This window comes from Pseudomonas sp. IT-93MI4 (genome assembly GCF_949767635.1).
Classification (GTDB): Bacteria; Pseudomonadota; Gammaproteobacteria; order Pseudomonadales; family Pseudomonadaceae; genus Aquipseudomonas; species Aquipseudomonas putida_A.
Genome location: NZ_CATKPP010000033.1, coordinates 431,240 through 449,960, shown reverse-complemented (window position 1 = coordinate 449,960; position 18,721 = coordinate 431,240). Strand labels below are relative to the sequence as shown.

Sequence of the window (18,721 nt, the reverse complement as noted above, 5' to 3'; positions counted from 1 at the left end):
GTTTATAGGTTTAGTGCACCAGCATGCCGGTGAACCAGTAGGCCTGGGCCAGAGTGATCAGGCCGACAATCGTGGCAAAGAATAGGCTGTGCTTGAGAGTGAAGCGGAACAGATCCGATTCCTTGCCCACCAGCCCGGTCGCGGCGCAGGCCACGGCGATCGATTGTGGCGAGATCATCTTGCCGGTCACACCGCCGCTGGTATTGGCGGCTACCAGCAGGGTGTCATTGACGCCGATCTGGTGCGCGGTGGTCGCCTGCAGCGAACTGAACAGCGCGTTGGACGAGGTATCCGAGCCGGTGAGGAACACGCCCAGCCAGCCGAGGAACGGAGAGAAGAACGGGAAGGCTGCGCCGGTCGCGGCCAAGACCAGCGCCATGGTCGAAGACATCCCTGAGTAGTTGGTGACGAAGGCAAACGCCAACACCATGCCGATCGACAGAATAGGCCAGCGCAGTTCGTAGAAGGTTTCTTTCAAAGTGGTCAGACCAGTTTTGAAATTGATCTTCAGTACCAGCATCGAGATCAGCGCCGAGAAGAAAATCGCGGTACCGGTCGCGGAAATCGGGTCGAGTTTGAACACGGCCGGGATGGCGGTCGGGGTGGCGACGATCGGAGCAGTCTTGATCACCAGTTGGTCAAGGTGCGGGATGGCAAAGTTGAACACCCAGGCGTACATCGAACCGCCGGCGGCAAACATGGCCTTGAACGGCTTGAGGGTCCAGATGGTTACCAGCACGGTGAGGATCAGGAATGGCGACCAGGCGATGAAAATTTCCCAGAGGCTGTAAGGCGACGCCACGGTGCTGCGCTTCTGGCCGAAACCTCCTGCGCTGGCGGTCACCACCGAGGCCGAAACGGCGCCAGCGATGTGTTGGCCGGCGGCGCGTTTTGGCTGCCAGACTTTGAGGAACAGGGTCAGGGAAATCAGGCTGGCCAGGGCCGAGGTGATGTCCGGCAACTCCGGGCCGATGAAGTTCGAAGTGAAGTACTGGGTCACGGCGAAACTCAGGCCTGCGACCAGTGCTGCCGGCCAGGTTTCACGCACGCCACGCAGGCCGTCCATCATGAACACCAGCCAGAACGGCACGAACAGCGACAGCAGTGGCAGTTGGCGGCCGGTCATGGCGCCGATCTTGAACGCATCGATGCCGGTCACTTGCCCGGCAACAATGATTGGAATGCCCAGTGCGCCAAACGCTACTGGCGCGGTGTTGGCAATCAGGCACAGGCCAGCGGCGTACAGCGGGTTGAAGCCGAGGCCGACCAGCAGCGCGGCGGTAATCGCTACCGGCGCGCCGAAGCCGGCGGCACCTTCCAGAAACGCACCGAAACAGAAACCGATCAGCAACACCTGCAGACGCTGGTCGTCGGTAATCGACAGCACCGAACTGCGAATGACCTCGAACTGACCACTCTTGACCGTCAGTTTGTAAAGGAACACCGCCGCGACAATGATCCAGGCAATCGGCCACAGACCGTAGGCAAAGCCGTAACCGGCCGCGGCGAAGGCCATGTCGACCGGCATGTGGAAGGCGAAAATCGCCACGGCAATCGACAGGGCGAGCGTGATGCTGCCGGCCACGTGACCCTTGAGGCGGAACACCGCCAGCGCGAGAAAGAAGAAAACGATGGGGATGACGGCCGCAAGAGCGGAGACGCCGAGACTGCCGAGCGGGGTATAGAGCTGTTGCCAGGTTTGCATATGGGGTGGCCCCTAATTGTTGTTGGTCAGGCACTGTCAGCGTTCTTGGTTAATTGGTAATACCAATTTACAATCGCTGTTGGCTAGGGTAAAAGCCTTGATGACGGTGTGTCAATTTGTCGCCCTGAAACTTTTGTCGAATAAGCGGTGCAGAGGGCATCTGATCCGGTCGGGCGAATGTGCGCTGACAGGTGTCGGCGGGGCGCCGATAGGCCAGAATAGAGAGCCCGGCGAGCGGTCGGGATCGTGGAGAAATGAGTTATGGGGTTTGATCAGATTCGTCAGCGCCGTTTGTCTGACGATATTGTCGAGCGCCTCGAGGGGATGATCCTCGAGGGCACGCTGAAGTCCGGCGAACGGCTTCCGGCCGAGCGCGCCTTGGCCGAGCAGTTCGGCGTATCGCGTCCGTCGTTGCGCGAAGCGATTCAGAAACTGGCGGCCAAGGGCTTGCTGGTCAGTCGCCAGGGTGGCGGCAATTATGTGGTGGAAACGCTCGGCTCGACTTTCAGCGATCCCTTGCTATTGCTGCTGGAGAGCAATCCCGAGGCGCAGCGTGATTTGCTGGAGTTTCGGCATACTCTGGAGGCATCGTGTGCCTATTACGCAGCATTGCGCGCTACGGACGTGGATCGTGAGCGTCTGACTGCTGCGTTCAATGAGTTGCAGGATTGCTATACGCGGCATGACGAAGTGAGCCGGGCAGAAGAGGGCGCGGCGGATGCGAAGTTTCATCTGGCGATCGCCGAAGCCAGCCATAACGCGGTGCTGCTGCACACCATTCGCGGTCTGTTCGATCTGCTCAAGCGCAACGTGGTGACCAACATTGGCGGCATGTACAAGCAGCGCACGGAAACCCGCGACATGCTGATCTCTCAGCACCGGGAGCTTTATCTGGCGATTATCGAGGGGCGTGCGGAGCAGGCGCGGGAGGTTTCCAGTCGGCACATTCTGTATGTGCAGGAGGTGCTGGAGGAGGTGCGGCAGGAGGTTCAGCGCATGGCTCGGGCGGAGCGGCGCAAGGGGATGTAGCTTTTAGAAGCAAAAAGATCGCAGCCTTCGGCAGCTCCTATACAGGAATGTGTCTTTCCCTGTAGAAGCTGCCGCAGGCTGCGATCTTTTCAGGCAGAAGAAATTATTCTTCTTTGCCCTTGTTGCGCACGGCGCGCTGCAACTCACGACCGGCGTCGCGTTCGCGCTCGGTGTCACGCTTGTCGTATTCCTTCTTGCCCTTGCCCAGAGCGATCTCGCACTTGACCATGTGCTTGCTCCAGTAGAAGGACAGGCACACGCAGGCGTAGCCTTTCTGTTGCACGGCAGCGGCGAGTTTTTCCAGCTCGCGCTTGTTGAGCAGCAGTTTGCGGGTGCGGGTCGGATCGGCGATGACGTGGGTGCTGGCGGTCATCAACGGCGTGATGTGACTGCCGAGGAGCCAGGCTTCGCCATCCTTGAGCAGCACGTAACTGTCGACCAGTTGCAGCTTGCTTGCCCGCAGACTTTTTACTTCCCAGCCGGCCAGGACCAGACCAGCCTCGAAACGATGTTCGATGAAGTAATCGTGTCGCGCCTTTTTGTTCTGCGCGATGGTCCCTGTTGGGTGTTTCTTCTGTTTAGCCATAGGGGCGGCATTATATGGAGATAAACGGTCCTCGGCTACGGTGATGCTGCGTGCTTGAGCACGTTGAGTGAATCCCGGACAATGCGGCCTCTTTTTCTAACGCTTGGGCGTGATATTCAATGTCGACAGACAAGGTTTCTGTCCACGGCAGTTGGGCTAGCCGCTGGGTTTTCATATTCGCCGCGACCGGTTCGGCCGTGGGACTGGGCAGCATCTGGAAATTCCCCTACATGGTCGGGGTCTACGGCGGCGGCGCCTTCGTGCTGATGTTTCTGGCCTGCATCGCATTGATCGGGATCCCGGTCATGCTGGCTGAAACCCTGATCGGCCGCCGCGCACGACAGAGTCCGGCGAACGCCCTGAAGGTGCTGGCGCTGGAAGCCGGGCACTCGGGCAAGTGGTCGTGGGGCGCATTTGCCGGGATGATCACGGCGTTGCTGATCCTGTCTTTCTATAGTGTGGTTGGCGGCTGGTCGCTGGATTACATCATCGACATGGGGCGCGGCGACTTCCAGGGCGCCACGGCGGAGCAGGTCGGCGCTTATTTCGGCAATGTCATCTCCGATCCCTGGCGCCTGACACTTTGGCACACAGTTTTCATGCTGTTGTCGGCCGTGGTGATCGCCAAAGGCGTGGTTGCCGGGCTTGAGCGCAGTCTGCGGATCATGATGCCGCTGCTGTTCGTGATGGTGCTGGTTTTGCTGGGTTACAGCATGACCACCGGGCATTTCATGGAGGGCGTGCATTTCATGTTCGATTTCCACCCGGAAAAAGTCCTCGACGGCTTGCTGCCCGCCATGGGCCATGCGTTCTTTTCCCTGAGCGTGGGCGTCGGCTCGATCATGATCTACGGCGCTTACATGACCAAGGAAGCCTCGTTGTCCGGCACGGTGGTCGGTGTGGCACTGCTCGACACCTTCGTGTCGCTGGTGGCCGGTCTGGCATTGTTTCCGATTGTATTTGCTGGCGGTTTGAACCCTAGCGAAGGCCCGGGCCTGATGTTCGTCAGTCTGCCATTTGCCTTCGGTAACGTGGTTTTCGGCCAGTTGATGGGCGTGGTGTTCTTTGTCCTGGTGGCGATTGCCGCCTGGAGCTCGGCGATTTCCCTGCTCGAACCGATGGTTGCCTATTTGGTTGAGCGCACGAAAATCAGCCGTGGCTGGGTGACTTTCTGGCTGGCGTTCATCTGCTGGTTCGTCGGTCTGGGTACGGTTTTCTCCTTCAATATCTGGAAGGAAGCCAAATTTTTCGTGAACGATGGCGGGCTGTTTCACCTCTACCAATGGGGGGCGGCAGGCGGTCTGGACTTCTTCGGCGTGATTGATTTCTTCACCTCGCGGATCATGTTGCCGCTCGGAGGCCTGTGCTTCGTGCTGTTTGCCGGTTGGGTGATGGGGCGTGAGGCGGTGCGTGACGAGTTGTCGATTCGTAACCCGGCGCTGTTTGCCCTGTCCCTGTTCTTGATGCGCTACGTGGCGCCCATCGGCATTCTGGTAGTGTTTGCCGCTCAGCTCTGGAAGTAACGCTTACATGACGACACATATTCAACGTTCGGCGTTGCTGCCATACCCGGCGCAATTCCTCTACGACCTGGTCAACGACGTCGCGCGTTACCCGGAATTCCTGCCGTGGTGCTCGTCCGCCGAGGTGCTGGAAAGCTCGCCCGAGCACATGCGTGCCAGCGTTGGCGTGGCCAAGGGTGGTCTGAGTCAGCACTTCGTCACGCGCAATACGCTGGTGCCGGGGCAATCGATCGAGATGAACCTGGAAGAAGGCCCGTTCAACCAACTGCATGGCGTCTGGGTCTTCAAGGCGTTGAACGAGAAGGCCTGCAAGATCAGTCTTGACCTGTCTTTCGACTACGCCGGCCCGCTGGTGCGCGCGACGCTCGGGCCGCTGTTCAATCAGGCAGCGAATACGCTGGTGGATGCGTTCTGCCAGCGTGCCAAGCAGATGCATGGTTGAGCCGGTGATCGAGATTGAAGTGGTGTATGCCGCCGTGGATCGTCAGATCTTGCGCACTTTGAGCGTTCCTGAAGGGACGACAGTGCGTGAGACGGTGCTCAAGTCAGGTATTGGCGATGAATTTCCGGAGCTGGACCTGAACGAATGTCCGCTGGGAATCTTCGGCAAGGTGGTGGCTGATTCACAGGTTCGCTTGATTCAGGCAGGGGATCGCATCGAGATCTACCGGCCGCTATTGGCAGATCCGAAAGAGGTTCGGCGCTTGCGGGCGGCCAAGGCTGCCGAAGCCAAGGCGCGAAATCAGTAGATAGGCCAAATCGCAGGCAATAAAAAACCCGGAAATTCCGGGTTTTTTATTGCCTCGCACATTACTGCGGCGAGGTGTCCAGCGGTTCAGGCGTCGGAACCGGAACGGTTTCAACACCGTCCACGTCCTTCTGGATCGAATCCAGCAAGGAACCTGGTTTGGCTGGTTGTTCCGGCTTCGGCTTCTCGGCGTTTTCAGCAGGGGCGGTCACGCTGGTGCCACTGTCCTTGCCGAGAATGGCTTCGTCACGGCTCACGCCCGGCATGAAGTCACCGGACAGGCTGACAAGCTGGTCGTTGGAGTTGAAGTTAACACTCACGCGTTCCTGTTGGCGTTCACCGCCACCAGGTTGCAGGCTGTACAGATAATCCCAGCGATCGGCATGGAACGTGTCGGTCAGCAGAGGGTTACCCATGATAAACCGTACTTGCCGACGGGTCATTCCCGGGCGTAACTGGTCTATCATGTCCTGCGTGACGACATTGCCCTGCTGGATGTCGATTTTGTAAACCCCGGGGAATGAACAACCGGCGAGTGCGAGCAGTCCCACAAAGGTGAAACTGGTTAGCAAGAGCTTGGTGTTTTGCATCGGTGGGCGACTTCCACTATCTTGGCTGGGACAACGTAAACGCCGATCATACCCGCATTAAGAGAAGCTGCGAAGCAGCATCGCGAGAAAGCTGACCATGGTTGAAAATAGCGAACTACGCAAAGCCGGCCTCAAAGTGACCCTGCCACGGGTCAAGATCCTGCAAATGCTCGATTCTACCGAGCAGCGTCACATGAGTGCCGAAGACGTCTACAAGGCGTTGATGGAAGCGGGCGAGGACGTTGGTCTGGCCACGGTTTACCGTGTTCTGACCCAGTTCGAAGCCGCTGGCCTCGTGGTCCGTCACAACTTCGACGGTGGCCACGCGGTATTCGAGCTGGCCGACGGTGGCCACCACGACCACATGGTCAACGTGGAAACCGGTGAAGTCGTCGAATTCGTCAGTCCGGAAATCGAAAAGCTCCAGAAGGCAATTGCCGAGGAGCACGGTGTTGATCTGGTAGATCACAATCTGGTGCTGTACGTACGCAAGAAAAAGTAAGCATGTCGCGCGAATTTCAGGTTCGCGAAACGAACGAAGGCGACCCAAGGGTCGCCTTCGTGCTTTCTGCTGTGCTTAAACTTTTGCGGTAACCACCATTTTTTTTGCGTGAGCCAAAGACTCTTTGGTCAGGTCGATGCCGCCCAGCATCCGCGCCACTTCTTCTATACGGTCGTTCTTGCTCAGCTTGGACACGGCGGTGTGAGTCGCTTGTTCGCCCCGTACCTTGTGCACGAACAAATGCTGATGACCCTGCGCTGCCACTTGCGGCAAGTGCGTCACGGTCAGTACCTGCCCGCGATCGCCAAGACGTCGCAACAACTGGCCGACGATTTCGGCGGTCGGCCCGCCGATACCCACGTCCACTTCGTCGAATACCAGGGTTGGTACCCGTGAGGTCTGCGCGGTGATCACCTGAATCGCCAGACTGATCCGCGACAGCTCGCCGCCGGAGGCCACTTTGGCCAGCGCCTTCAGTGGCTGGCCGGGGTTGGCGCTGACCAGCAGCTCGACTTGCTCCAAGCCGTTGGGTAGCAATTCGTCGCTGCTGTTGGCGCGCAGTTCGATGGTGAAGCGCCCGCCCGGCATGCCCAGGCGCTGGATTTCCTGCTCCACGGCGCTGGCAAGGCTGCCGGCGGCCTGATGACGCAAGTCGCTCAGCTCTCGGGCCTTCTCTTGATAATGGCGCGCGTAGGACGCCAGTTCTTCACCCAGGCGCTCGATGGATTCGTCATTGGCATTGAGGGTTTCGATTTCATCCAGCAACTTCTGCTGCATCTCGGCGACTTCAGTTGGCTGGATCCGGTGCTTGCGGGCCAGGGTGTAAATTGCGTCGAGGCGTTCTTCCAGATACTGCAGGCGCGCCGGATCGGCATCGAAGTTGTCAAGGAAGCGATTGAGTTCGCCCACGGCTTCTTCGACCTGGATCTGCGCGCTGGTCAGCAGGCTGCTGGCTTCGCCCAGTGCGCCAACCGAGTTGTTCACGCTCGACAGGCGATTGAGGCTGGCGGTCAGTGCATTCAGTACGTTGCCGGAATCGCTTTCGCTGCACTGCTCGACCACCTGTCGGCAGATGCCGAGCAGGGTTTCGGCATTGGTCAGATTCTTGTGTTCCTGCTCCAGCTGTTCCAGCTCGTTGTCGCCGAGGCCGAGGTTTTCCAGTTCTTCAAGCTGGTAGCTGAGCAGTTGGTGGCGCGCGCGTTGTTCGTCGCCAGAATTGGAGAGGCGCTCCAGCTCCTGGCGGGTTTGACGCCAGCGCTGCGCGGCGAGTTGAACCTGGCGGGCCAGATCGGTAGCGCCGGCGTATTCGTCGAGCAGGCGCCGGTGAGTGTCGGTCTTCAGCAGGGACTGGTGTTCGTGCTGGCTGTGGATATCGATCAGCAGCTCGCCGAGGGCCTTGAGATCGCCGAGCGGGCAGGGCGTGCCATTGATATAGCCGCGTGAACGGCCTTCAGCGGTGATCACCCGACGCAGGATGCACGGACCATCGCTTTCAAGATCGCGCTCGGCCAGCCAGGCATGGGCTTCGGGAATGTCGACCAGGTCGAAGGTGGCCAGGATATCGGCCTTGTCGGCGCCTGGGCGAACTACGCCGCTGTCGGCGCGATCGCCGAGGGTCAGGCCCAGGGCGTCGAGCATGATCGACTTGCCGGCGCCGGTTTCCCCTGTGATCACGCTCATCCCGCGATCGAGTTCGAGATCGAGATGTTCAACGATGGCGTAGTTATGTACGGACAGGTGCACCAGCATAAAGGCCGCTCCCAGGCTTTAGGTCTGGTTATTTATACAGTGTTTTGTTTCAGGCTGACAATGCCCTCGCTTAGCTCGATTTGCTTGATCCGATCAAATGCTTAGTCCGAGCGGGAATGACAATGCAGCACTTTTTTGTAGGGTTAATCATTGCAGGCCCTTGAAGCCTGATTTTGCGGCCCCATATATCGGGGCAGAAGCGCGAGTACTGCTCGCGGACGTAATTGAAAGGAGAATTCTATGGCTGACGAACAGACAGTAGATACGCAAAATCCAGAAGCCAATCAGGCGCCCGAAACTTCGGGTGACGACCTGGCGACCCGTGTACAAGTGCTCGAAGAGCAGTTGGCCGCCGCGCAGGATCAGTCGCTGCGCGTAGCTGCCGATCTGCAGAACGTCCGCCGCCGTGCCGAGCAGGATATCGAGAAGGCGCACAAGTTTGCGCTGGAAAAGTTCGCCGGTGACTTGCTGCCAATCGTCGACAGCCTGGAGCGCGGTCTCGAACTGTCGAGCCCGGACGACGAAAGCATCCGTCCGATGCGCGAAGGCATCGAGCTGACCCTGAAAATGTTCCACGACACCCTCAAGCGTTACCAGCTTGAAGCGATCGATCCGCATGGCGAACCGTTCAATGCCGTTCACCATCAGGCGATGGCCATGCAGGAAAGCGCCGACGTCGAACCGAACAGCGTTCTGAAGGTGTTCCAGAAGGGCTACCAGCTCAATGGCCGCCTGTTGCGTCCGGCCATGGTTGTGGTCAGCAAGGCGCCGGCGCCAATTTCGCCTTCGATTGACGAGAAGGCTTGAAATTAGCCGCAAGGCCCCCATTTAGAAGTCAAGCGTTTAAGTATTACCGCAGTTAGCCACCACTGCTGCGGCAACAAAATCCAAAGTTTCGGGAGAGTGAACATGGGCAAAATTATCGGTATCGACCTGGGGACTACCAACTCCTGCGTCTCCGTGCTGGAAAACGGCGTAGCCAAAGTTATCGAAAACGCCGAAGGCGCGCGTACCACGCCGTCGATCATCGCTTACGCCAACGATGGTGAAATCCTCGTTGGTCAGTCGGCCAAGCGTCAGGCAGTGACCAACCCGCACAACACCCTGTACGCGGTGAAGCGTCTGATCGGTCGCAAGTTCGACGAAGAAGTCGTACAGAAAGACATCAAGATGGTCCCGTACAAAATCGCCAAGGCTGACAACGGCGACGCCTGGGTTGAAGTGAACGGCCAGAAAATGGCGCCGCCACAAATCTCGGCTGAAATTCTGAAGAAGATGAAGAAGACCGCCGAAGACTACCTCGGCGAGCCTGTGACCGAAGCGGTGATCACCGTTCCGGCCTACTTCAACGACAGCCAGCGTCAGGCGACCAAAGACGCCGGCCGCATCGCCGGTCTGGACGTTAAACGTATCATCAACGAACCAACCGCAGCTGCTCTGGCTTACGGTATGGACAAGGCCAAGGGCGATCACACCGTGATCGTTTATGACCTGGGTGGCGGTACTTTCGACGTTTCCGTGATCGAGATCGCTGAAGTTGACGGCGAGCACCAGTTCGAAGTGTTGGCCACCAACGGTGACACTTTCCTCGGCGGTGAAGACTTCGACATTCGTCTGATCGACTACCTCGTTGACGAATTCAAGAAAGAAAGCGGTATGAACCTCAAAGGTGACCCGCTGGCCATGCAGCGCCTGAAAGAAGCCGCTGAGAAAGCCAAGATCGAGCTGTCGTCCGCTCAGTCGACCGACGTCAACCTGCCGTACATCACTGCAGACGCTACCGGTCCTAAGCACCTGAACGTGAAGATCTCGCGTGCCAAGCTCGAAGCGCTGGTTGAAGACCTGGTTCAGCGCACCATCGAACCTTGCCGTATCGCCATGAAAGACGCCGGTATCGACGTTGGCGCGATCAACGACGTGATTCTGGTCGGCGGTCAGACCCGTATGCCGCTGGTGCAGAAGCTGGTGACCGATTTCTTCGGTAAAGAAGCTCGTAAAGACGTGAACCCGGACGAAGCGGTTGCCATGGGTGCTGCGATTCAGGGCGCCGTTCTGGCCGGTGACGTGAAAGACGTTCTGCTGCTCGACGTCAGCCCGCTGACCCTGGGTATCGAAACCATGGGTGGCGTGATGACCGCGCTGATCGAGAAAAACACCACGATTCCTACCAAGAAATCGCAAGTGTTCTCGACTGCCGACGACAACCAGGGCGCTGTGACCATTCACGTTCTGCAAGGTGAGCGTAAGCAAGCCGCACAGAACAAGTCCCTGGGCAAGTTCGACCTGGCCGACATTCCACCAGCTCCACGTGGCGTGCCACAGATCGAAGTGACCTTCGACATCGACGCTAACGGCATCCTGCACGTTGGTGCGAAAGACAAGGCGACCGGTAAAGAGCAGAAGATCACCATCAAGGCCAACTCCGGTCTGTCGGATGAAGAAATTCAGAAGATGGTTCGCGATGCCGAGCTGAACGCCGAGGAAGACCGCAAGTTCGCTGAACTGGCTGAATCCCGTAACAAGGGTGATGCACTGGTTCACTCGACTCGCAAAATGGTTACCGAAGCGGGCGACAAGGTCAGCGCTGAAGAGAAGACCGCGATCGAAGCCGCTGTGGTTGCACTGGAAGCCGCTGTGAAAGGCGACGACAAGGCTGCCATCGAAGCGAAGATCGAAGAGCTGTCGAAAGTCTCGGCTCCGGTCGCTCAGAAGATGTACGCCGAACAGGCTCAGCCTGCTGAAGGCGCGGCGCCGCACGACGAGAAAGCTGAAAAGGCTGACGATGTTGTCGATGCCGAGTTCGAAGAAGTCAAAGACCACAAGTAAGTTGTTGGTCGGCCGGTTGACTGCCTTGCGGCGGTGACTGGTAGGATGTCGCCGCGCGGGAGCTTGCTCCCGCGTTGGCGTATCTGGAATACACGAATTTTTACAGCATGCGACAAGGTTCGCCTGCTGCTGGTATGGCCGGGAATGCTCCTGCTTTTCGCGCCGCAAGTACCAAAAGAAACAAAGACCAGGATCGTTGAATTGACGTGAGTTGGGTCCGGGCCTGTATTGGGGCTCAACGAGTTTGGCCATCCTCAGGAGGGGTTTGCCGAACGTCCTCAAGAGTGCAAAAGACTTATGGCAAAGCGTGACTATTACGAAGTATTGGGTGTAGAGCGTGGTTCAAGCGATGCAGACCTGAAGAAGGCCTATCGTCGTCTGGCGATGAAGCATCACCCGGACCGTAATCCCGATGACAAAGCGTCGGAAGAGCTGTTCAAAGAGGCCAACGAGGCCTACGAAGTATTGTCCGATTCGAGCAAGCGCGCGGCGTACGACCAGTACGGTCATGCTGGCGTCGACCCAAGCATGGGTGGCGGTGGCGCCGGTTTCGGCGGGCAGAACTTCTCCGACATCTTTGGCGATGTCTTCAGTGACTTCTTCGGTGGCGGTCGTGGCGGTTCCCGTGGCGGCGCCCAGCGTGGCAGCGATCTGCGCTACACCCTGGAGCTGAATCTGGAAGAAGCGGTGCGCGGCACTACCGTGAATATCCGCGTACCGACACTGGTCAATTGCAAGCCATGCGATGGTTCCGGCGCGAAGAAAGGCTCGTCGCCATCGACCTGCCCGACCTGCGGCGGCATCGGTCAGGTGCGCATGCAGCAGGGCTTCTTCTCGGTGCAGCAGACCTGCCCGCGTTGCCATGGCCAGGGCAAGATCATTTCCGATCCGTGCGATTCCTGCCACGGCGACGGTCGCGTCGAAGAGTACAAAACACTGTCGGTCAAAGTGCCGGCTGGCGTTGATACCGGCGACCGCATTCGTCTGTCCGGCGAAGGCGAGGCGGGTACTCAAGGTGGCCCGACTGGCGACCTGTACGTGGTGATCAACGTGCGCGAGCACGACATCTTCCAGCGCGACGGCAAACATCTGTTCTGCGAAGTGCCGATCAGCTTTGTTGATGCGGCGCTCGGCGGCGAGCTGGAAATCCCGACCCTCGACGGTCGCGTCAAACTGAAAATCCCTGAAGGCACCCAGACCGGCAAGCAGTTCCGTGTACGCGGCAAAGGCGTGGCGCCCGTGCGGGGCGGTGGTGCGGGCGACTTGATGTGCCGTGTAGCGGTGGAGACCCCGGTCAATCTGAATCGTCGTCAGCGCGAATTGCTCGAAGAATTCCGCAGCTCGCTGGCGGATGACAACAGCCACTCGCCAAAAACCACCGGTTGGTTCGATGGTGTGAAGCGCTTCTTCGGCGATCTGTAAGGAGTCGGCATGCGACGTATAGCTGTGATGGGCGCCGCCGGGCGCATGGGCAAGATTCTGGTCGAGGCCGTGCAGCAGCGCGCGCCGCTGACCGGTCTGACCGCGGCGATCGTTCGTCCCGGCAGTACGCTGATCGGGGTGGATGCCGGTGAGCTGGCTTCGCTGGGTCGCATCGGTGTGCCGTTGTCCGGCAATCTCGAATCGGTGGCTGAAGAGTTCGATGTACTGATCGATTTCACCCTGCCGGAAGTCATGCTGAAAAACCTCGCGTTCTGCCGCAAGGCCGGCAAGGCCATGGTCATCGGCACCACCGGGCTCGACGCTGCGCAAAAGCAGCTGCTGGCCGAGGCGGGCAAGGATATTCCGATCGTGTTCGCGGCCAACTTCAGTGTTGGGGTCAATCTGTCGCTGAAGCTGCTCGAAATGACCGCCCGGGTGCTGGGCGACGATGCCGACATCGAAATCATCGAGGCGCATCACCGGCACAAGATCGATGCGCCTTCGGGCACGGCGCTGCGCATGGGTGAAGTGATCGCCGATGCGCTGGATCGTGATCTGCAGAAGGTTGCGGTCTATGGCCGTGAAGGCCATACCGGCGCGCGAGAGCGGGAAACCATCGGTTTCGCTACCGTGCGTGGTGGTGATGTGGTTGGCGATCACACCGTGCTGTTCGCCTGTGAGGGCGAGCGCCTGGAGATCACGCACAAGGCTTCCAGTCGCATGACATTCGCCAAGGGTGCTGTGCGTGCGGCGTTGTGGCTGGATGGTCGCGAGCCGGGTCTGTACGACATGCAGGACGTGCTCGACCTGCATTGATTGACTGTTTTACCCAGCGCAAACGCCCGGTTTGCGCTGGTTTTTCTACACCGCGCGACGGCCTGTCGCATTCTCCGGCCTTTTAGGCTCTTTAGCGGTGGACCAAAAAAGCCTTTTTCTGTAAGCTACAGCTTTAGTGTGTCCACTAAAAGCGCGCAGAATAATTCAGTGAAGAAGCGGGGTGACGTGTCCATACGTCACTCCGCTTTTTTACAACCTGCGATTGCCCTTTCATGCGTTATTTACGGGAGGTCTTCTTGACTAAGCCAGCCATACTCGCCCTTGCTGATGGCAGCATTTTTCGCGGCGAAGCCATTGGAGCCGACGGTCAAACCGTTGGTGAGGTGGTGTTCAACACCGCAATGACCGGCTATCAGGAAATCCTTACCGATCCTTCCTACGCCCAGCAGATCGTTACCCTGACTTACCCGCACATCGGCAACACCGGCACCACGCCGGAAGACGCCGAGTCTGACCGCGTATGGTCCGCTGGCCTGGTTATCCGTGACCTGCCGCTGGTAGCGAGCAACTGGCGTAATACGATGTCCCTGTCCGACTACCTGAAAGCCAACAACGTTGTGGCAATCGCTGGTATCGATACTCGTCGCCTGACCCGCATCCTGCGTGAAAAAGGCGCACAGAACGGCTGCATCATGGCCGGCGACAACATCTCCGAAGAAGCTGCAATTGCCGCCGCGCAAGGCTTCCCGGGCCTGAAGGGCATGGATCTGGCGAAAGTCGTCAGCACCAAGGAAAAGTACGAATGGCGCTCCACTGTCTGGGACTTGAAGACCGACAGTCACGCGACCATCGAAGCGTCCGAGCTGCCATATCACGTGGTCGCCTACGACTACGGCGTCAAGCTGAACATCCTGCGCATGCTGGTCGAACGCGGCTGCCGCGTCACCGTGGTTCCGGCGCAAACTCCGGCTGCCGACGTGCTGGCACTCAAGCCGGACGGCGTGTTCCTGTCCAACGGCCCTGGTGACCCGGAGCCTTGCGACTACGCGATCAAGGCGATCAAGGAAGTGCTGGAAACCGAGATTCCGGTCTTCGGTATCTGCCTCGGTCACCAGCTGCTGGCTCTGGCCTCCGGCGCCAAGACCCTGAAAATGGGTCACGGCCACCACGGTGCCAACCACCCGGTACAGGATCTGGACACTGGCGTCGTGATGATCACCAGCCAGAACCACGGTTTCGCGGTTGACGAAGCGACCCTGCCAGCCAACGTACGTGCGATTCACAAATCGCTGTTCGACGGCACCCTGCAAGGCATCAAGCGCACCGACAAGAGCGCGTTCAGCTTCCAGGGCCACCCTGAAGCGAGCCCGGGCCCGAACGATGTGGCGCCCCTGTTCGACCGCTTCATCAACGAGATGGCCAAGCGACGCTAAGCGTTCGCCTTGAGACTGTAGCGAGAAGCCCTTGAGGGCGGCCCCGACACCGGTGGCGCCCCTCAGGGCTTCAGAAATCGATCAAGACGGCTTGCCGACTGACCTGCGGATTTGAGTGACAAACCCATGCCAAAACGTACAGACATTAAAAGCATCCTGATTCTCGGCGCTGGCCCGATCGTTATCGGCCAGGCCTGCGAATTCGACTACTCCGGCGCCCAGGCCTGCAAAGCCCTGCGCGAAGAGGGTTACCGCGTCATCCTGGTGAACTCCAACCCGGCCACCATCATGACCGACCCGGACATGGCCGACGCGACCTACATCGAGCCGATCAAATGGCAGACCGTGGCCAAGATCATCGAAAAAGAGCGTCCGGATGCCGTGCTGCCAACCATGGGCGGCCAGACTGCTCTGAACTGCGCCCTGGACCTGGAGCGCGAAGGCGTTCTGGAAAAGTTCGGCGTGGAAATGATCGGCGCCAACGCCGACACCATCGACAAGGCTGAAGACCGTTCGCGTTTCGACAAGGCCATGAAGTCGATCGGCCTGGAATGCCCGCGTTCCGGTATCGCCCACAGCATGGAAGAAGCCAACGCCGTCCTCGAGCGTCTGGGTTTCCCGTGCATCATCCGTCCGTCCTTCACCATGGGCGGCACCGGTGGCGGTATCGCGTACAACCGTGAAGAGTTCGAAGAAATCTGCGCCCGCGGTCTGGACCTGTCGCCGACCAAAGAGCTGCTGATCGACGAGTCGCTGATCGGCTGGAAAGAATATGAAATGGAAGTTGTCCGCGACAAAAAGGACAACTGCATTATCGTCTGCTCGATCGAGAACTTCGACCCGATGGGCGTGCACACCGGTGACTCGATCACCGTTGCTCCGGCACAGACCCTGACCGACAAGGAATACCAGATCCTGCGTAACGCCTCGCTGGCGGTACTGCGCGAGATCGGCGTCGAGACCGGCGGTTCCAACGTGCAGTTCGGTATCTGCCCGGACACCGGCCGCATGGTCGTGATCGAGATGAACCCGCGTGTATCGCGCTCCTCGGCACTGGCCTCGAAAGCCACCGGTTTCCCGATCGCCAAAGTCGCGGCCAAGCTGGCTGTGGGCTACACCCTCGACGAACTGTCGAACGACATCACCGGCGGCAAGACCCCGGCGTCCTTCGAACCGTCGATCGACTACGTCGTCACCAAGCTGCCACGTTTCGCTTTCGAGAAATTCGCCAACGCTGACGCACGCCTGACCACTCAAATGAAGTCGGTCGGCGAAGTCATGGCCATCGGTCGCACCTTCCAGGAATCCCTGCAGAAAGCCCTGCGCGGTCTGGAAGTCGGTGTTTGCGGTCTGGACGAGAAGCTCGACCTGAGCAACCCGGAAAGCATGAGCATCCTCAAGCGCGAGCTGACCGTACCGGGCGCCGAGCGTATCTGGTACGTGGCGGACGCCTTCCGCGCCGGCATGACCGTCGAAGACATTTTCGGCATGAACATGATCGACCCGTGGTTCCTGGTGCAGATCGAAGATCTGATCAAGGACGAAGAGAAGGTCAAGACCCTCGGTCTGTCCGCCATCGACCGCGATCTGATGTTCAAGCTCAAGCGCAAAGGCTTCTCCGATCAGCGTCTGGCCAAGCTGCTGGGTGTGACCGAGAAGAACCTGCGTACTCACCGTCAAAAACTGGAAGTGTTCCCGGTCTACAAGCGCGTTGACACCTGCGCTGCCGAGTTCGCCACCGACACCGCGTACCTCTACTCGACGTACGAGGAAGAGTGCGAAGCCGCGCCGTCCGGTCGCGACAAGATCATGATTCTGGGTGGCGGTCCGAACCGTATCGGCCAGGGCATCGAGTTCGACTACTGCTGCGTACACGCCGCCCTCGCACTGCGCGAAGACGGCTACGAAACCATCATGGTCAACTGCAACCCGGAAACCGTTTCCACCGACTACGACACTTCCGACCGTCTGTACTTCGAGCCGGTAACCCTGGAAGACGTGCTGGAAATCTGCCGCGTCGAGAAGCCGAAAGGCGTAATCGTCCAGTACGGGGGCCAGACGCCGCTGAAACTGGCGCGTGCCCTCGAAGCCGCTGGCGTGCCGATCATCGGTACCAGCCCTGATGCGATCGACCGTGCCGAAGACCGTGAGCGCTTCCAGCAAATGGTTGAGCGCCTGAACCTGCGTCAGCCGCCAAACGCCACCGTGCGCAGCGAAGACGAAGCCGTTCGCGCTGCCGCGAAAATCGGTTATCCGCTGGTGGTTCGCCCGTCCTACGTACTGGGCGGCCGCGCGATGGAAATCGTTTACAAGGAAGACGAACTCAAGCGCTACCTGCGTGACGCGGTGCAAGTGTCCAACGACAGCCCGGTGCTGCTCGACCACTTCCTCAACTGCGCCATCGAGATGGACGTAGATGCGGTCTGCGACGGCAAAGACGTGGTGATCGGCGCGATCATGCAGCACATCGAACAGGCGGGCGTTCACTCCGGTGACTCCGCGTGCTCGCTGCCGCCTTACTCGCTGCCGGCGCACATCCAGGACGAGATGCGCGAACAGGTCAAGAAAATGGCCCTGGAACTGGGCGTTGTCGGCCTGATGAACGTGCAACTGGCGCTGCAGGGCGAAGACATCTACGTCATCGAAGTCAACCCGCGCGCTTCGCGTACCGTGCCGTTCGTGTCCAAGTGCATCGGTGTCTCCCTGGCAATGATCGCGGCTCGCGTCATGGCCGGTAAGACTCTGAAGGAAATCGGCTTCACCAAGGAAATCATCCCGAACTTCTACAGCGTGAAAGAGGCGGTGTTCCCGTTCGCCAAATTCCCTGGCGTTGACCCGATCCTCGGCCCAGAGATGAAGTCCACCGGTGAAGTGATGGGCGTCGGCGACACCTTCGGTGAAGCATTCGCCAAGGCCCAGATGGGCGCCAGCGAAGTGCTGCCGACCGGCGGTACCGCGTTCATCAGCGTGCGTGACGATGACAAGCCGCTGGTTGCAGGCGTGGCCCGTGATCTGATCAACTTGGGCTTCGAAGTGGTCGCCACTGCCGGCACTGCCAAGCTGATCGAAGCTGCAGGCCTGAAAGTGCGCCGTGTGAACAAGGTGACCGAGGGGCGTCCGCACGTGGTCGACATGATCAAGAATGACGAAGTCACTCTGATCATCAACACCACCGAAGGCCGTCAGTCGATCGCTGATTCCTACTCCATTCGTCGTAATGCCCTGCAGCACAAGATCTACTGCACCACCACCATTGCTGCGGGCGAAGCTATCTGCGAAGCGCTGAAGTTCGGTCCCGAGAAGACCGTGCGCCGCTTGCAGGATCTACACGCAGGATTGAAGGCATGATCAAATACCCAATGACCGTCCAGGGCGCGAAAGCCCTGGAAGAAGAACACGCTCACCTGACCAAGGTCGTTCGTCCAAAGCTCAGCCAGGACATCGGTACCGCTCGCGAGTTGGGTGACCTGAAGGAAAACGCTGAATACCATGCTGCCCGCGAACAGCAAGGCATGGTCGAGGCGCGGATCCGTGACATCGAAGGCCGGATTCAGAATCAGGTCATCATCGACGTCACGACTATCCCGCACACCGGCAAAGTGATCTTCGGTACTACCGTCGAAATCGCCAACGTCGAGACTGATGAGAGCGTCACTTACCACATCGTGGGTGAGGATGAGGCTGACTTCAAACTCGGCAAGATTTCGGTCGGCTCACCATTGGCCCGTGCCTTGATCGGCAAGGAAGAGGGTGATGTGGTTGCCGTGAAAACGCCGAGTGGCGTTATCGAGTACGAGATTGTCGAAGTCCGTCACATCTGAAGGCAGGCGC

The 18,721-nt window shown here is 59.1% G+C and carries 16 protein-coding genes; 12 read left to right on the top strand and 4 right to left on the bottom strand.

What is annotated here, in order from left to right:
• Nucleotides 1-10: 10 nt before the first annotated feature.
• Nucleotides 11-1,705 carry a lactate permease LctP family transporter gene (locus ACM6I7_RS16610; RefSeq protein WP_027610771.1) on the bottom strand — a complete coding sequence of 565 codons (1,695 nt, stop codon included), beginning with the start codon at nucleotides 1,703-1,705 and terminating at the stop codon, nucleotides 11-13.
• Nucleotides 1,706-1,966: 261 nt separating this feature from the next.
• Between ACM6I7_RS16610 and ACM6I7_RS16605 the strand changes: the two genes are divergently transcribed.
• Nucleotides 1,967-2,734, top strand: coding sequence for a GntR family transcriptional regulator (locus tag ACM6I7_RS16605; protein WP_027610772.1), 768 nt, complete (start codon nucleotides 1,967-1,969; stop codon nucleotides 2,732-2,734).
• Between the two features lie 103 nt (nucleotides 2,735-2,837).
• Here ACM6I7_RS16605 and smpB read toward each other — a convergent pair whose 3' ends face one another.
• A complete protein-coding gene (gene smpB / locus ACM6I7_RS16600) occupies nucleotides 2,838-3,320 on the bottom strand; it encodes an SsrA-binding protein SmpB (protein WP_003221505.1) in 483 nt (160 codons plus the stop codon).
• A gap of 119 nt (nucleotides 3,321-3,439) precedes the next feature.
• Between smpB and ACM6I7_RS16595 the strand changes: the two genes are divergently transcribed.
• The 3 genes from ACM6I7_RS16595 to ACM6I7_RS16585 are packed head-to-tail and all read left to right on the top strand — an operon-like array spanning nucleotide 3,440 to nucleotide 5,592.
• The gene (locus ACM6I7_RS16595; protein WP_007961408.1) at nucleotides 3,440-4,843 is read left to right on the top strand and encodes a sodium-dependent transporter; all 1,404 of its coding nucleotides are present in this window, start codon (nucleotides 3,440-3,442) and stop codon (nucleotides 4,841-4,843) included.
• 7 nt (nucleotides 4,844-4,850) lie between these two features.
• On the top strand, nucleotides 4,851-5,285 hold the full coding sequence (locus ACM6I7_RS16590) for a type II toxin-antitoxin system RatA family toxin (protein WP_003221509.1): 435 nt from the start codon (nucleotides 4,851-4,853) through the stop codon (nucleotides 5,283-5,285).
• Entirely contained in the window at nucleotides 5,278-5,592 is a 315-nt protein-coding gene (locus tag ACM6I7_RS16585; RefSeq protein WP_183784723.1) for an RnfH family protein, read from the top strand. Before ACM6I7_RS16590 ends, ACM6I7_RS16585 begins: the two co-directional genes overlap by 8 nt.
• Before the next feature lie 61 nt (nucleotides 5,593-5,653).
• On the opposite strand, the gene ACM6I7_RS16580 is transcribed toward ACM6I7_RS16585, so the two are convergent.
• Entirely contained in the window at nucleotides 5,654-6,181 is a 528-nt protein-coding gene (locus ACM6I7_RS16580) for an outer membrane protein assembly factor BamE (protein WP_027610774.1), read from the bottom strand.
• A gap of 97 nt (nucleotides 6,182-6,278) precedes the next feature.
• Between ACM6I7_RS16580 and fur the strand changes: the two genes are divergently transcribed.
• On the top strand, nucleotides 6,279-6,683 hold the full coding sequence (gene fur, locus ACM6I7_RS16575; RefSeq protein ID WP_003221515.1) for a ferric iron uptake transcriptional regulator: 405 nt from the start codon (nucleotides 6,279-6,281) through the stop codon (nucleotides 6,681-6,683).
• 75 nt (nucleotides 6,684-6,758) lie between these two features.
• Here the strand turns inward: fur and recN are convergent, their stop codons facing one another.
• On the bottom strand, nucleotides 6,759-8,432 hold the full coding sequence (gene recN / locus ACM6I7_RS16570; RefSeq protein WP_346651665.1) for a DNA repair protein RecN: 1,674 nt from the start codon (nucleotides 8,430-8,432) through the stop codon (nucleotides 6,759-6,761).
• 240 nt (nucleotides 8,433-8,672) lie between these two features.
• Here recN and grpE point away from each other — a divergent pair, with 240 nt between their 5' ends.
• From grpE to greA, 7 genes are all read left to right on the top strand, one after another.
• The gene (gene grpE / locus ACM6I7_RS16565; protein WP_414888888.1) at nucleotides 8,673-9,239 is read left to right on the top strand and encodes a nucleotide exchange factor GrpE; all 567 of its coding nucleotides are present in this window, start codon (nucleotides 8,673-8,675) and stop codon (nucleotides 9,237-9,239) included.
• A 102-nt stretch (nucleotides 9,240-9,341) separates the two neighbouring features.
• Complete coding sequence (gene dnaK, locus ACM6I7_RS16560) at nucleotides 9,342-11,258, top strand: molecular chaperone DnaK (RefSeq protein ID WP_003221521.1); 1,917 nt, start codon at nucleotides 9,342-9,344, stop codon at nucleotides 11,256-11,258.
• A 297-nt stretch (nucleotides 11,259-11,555) separates the two neighbouring features.
• Entirely contained in the window at nucleotides 11,556-12,680 is a 1,125-nt protein-coding gene (gene dnaJ / locus ACM6I7_RS16555) for a molecular chaperone DnaJ (RefSeq protein ID WP_003221522.1), read from the top strand.
• A 9-nt stretch (nucleotides 12,681-12,689) separates the two neighbouring features.
• Entirely contained in the window at nucleotides 12,690-13,496 is an 807-nt protein-coding gene (gene dapB, locus ACM6I7_RS16550) for a 4-hydroxy-tetrahydrodipicolinate reductase (protein WP_003221523.1), read from the top strand.
• Between the two features lie 257 nt (nucleotides 13,497-13,753).
• A complete protein-coding gene (gene carA / locus ACM6I7_RS16545; RefSeq protein WP_414888887.1) occupies nucleotides 13,754-14,890 on the top strand; it encodes a glutamine-hydrolyzing carbamoyl-phosphate synthase small subunit in 1,137 nt (378 codons plus the stop codon).
• A 126-nt stretch (nucleotides 14,891-15,016) separates the two neighbouring features.
• Nucleotides 15,017-18,238, top strand: coding sequence for a carbamoyl-phosphate synthase large subunit (gene carB / locus ACM6I7_RS16540; RefSeq protein WP_007961429.1), 3,222 nt, complete (start codon nucleotides 15,017-15,019; stop codon nucleotides 18,236-18,238).
• Nucleotides 18,235-18,711 carry a transcription elongation factor GreA gene (greA, locus tag ACM6I7_RS16535; RefSeq protein WP_003221530.1) on the top strand — a complete coding sequence of 159 codons (477 nt, stop codon included), beginning with the start codon at nucleotides 18,235-18,237 and terminating at the stop codon, nucleotides 18,709-18,711. The genes carB and greA overlap by 4 nt, the downstream gene beginning before the upstream one ends.
• Nucleotides 18,712-18,721: the final 10 nt, after the last annotated feature.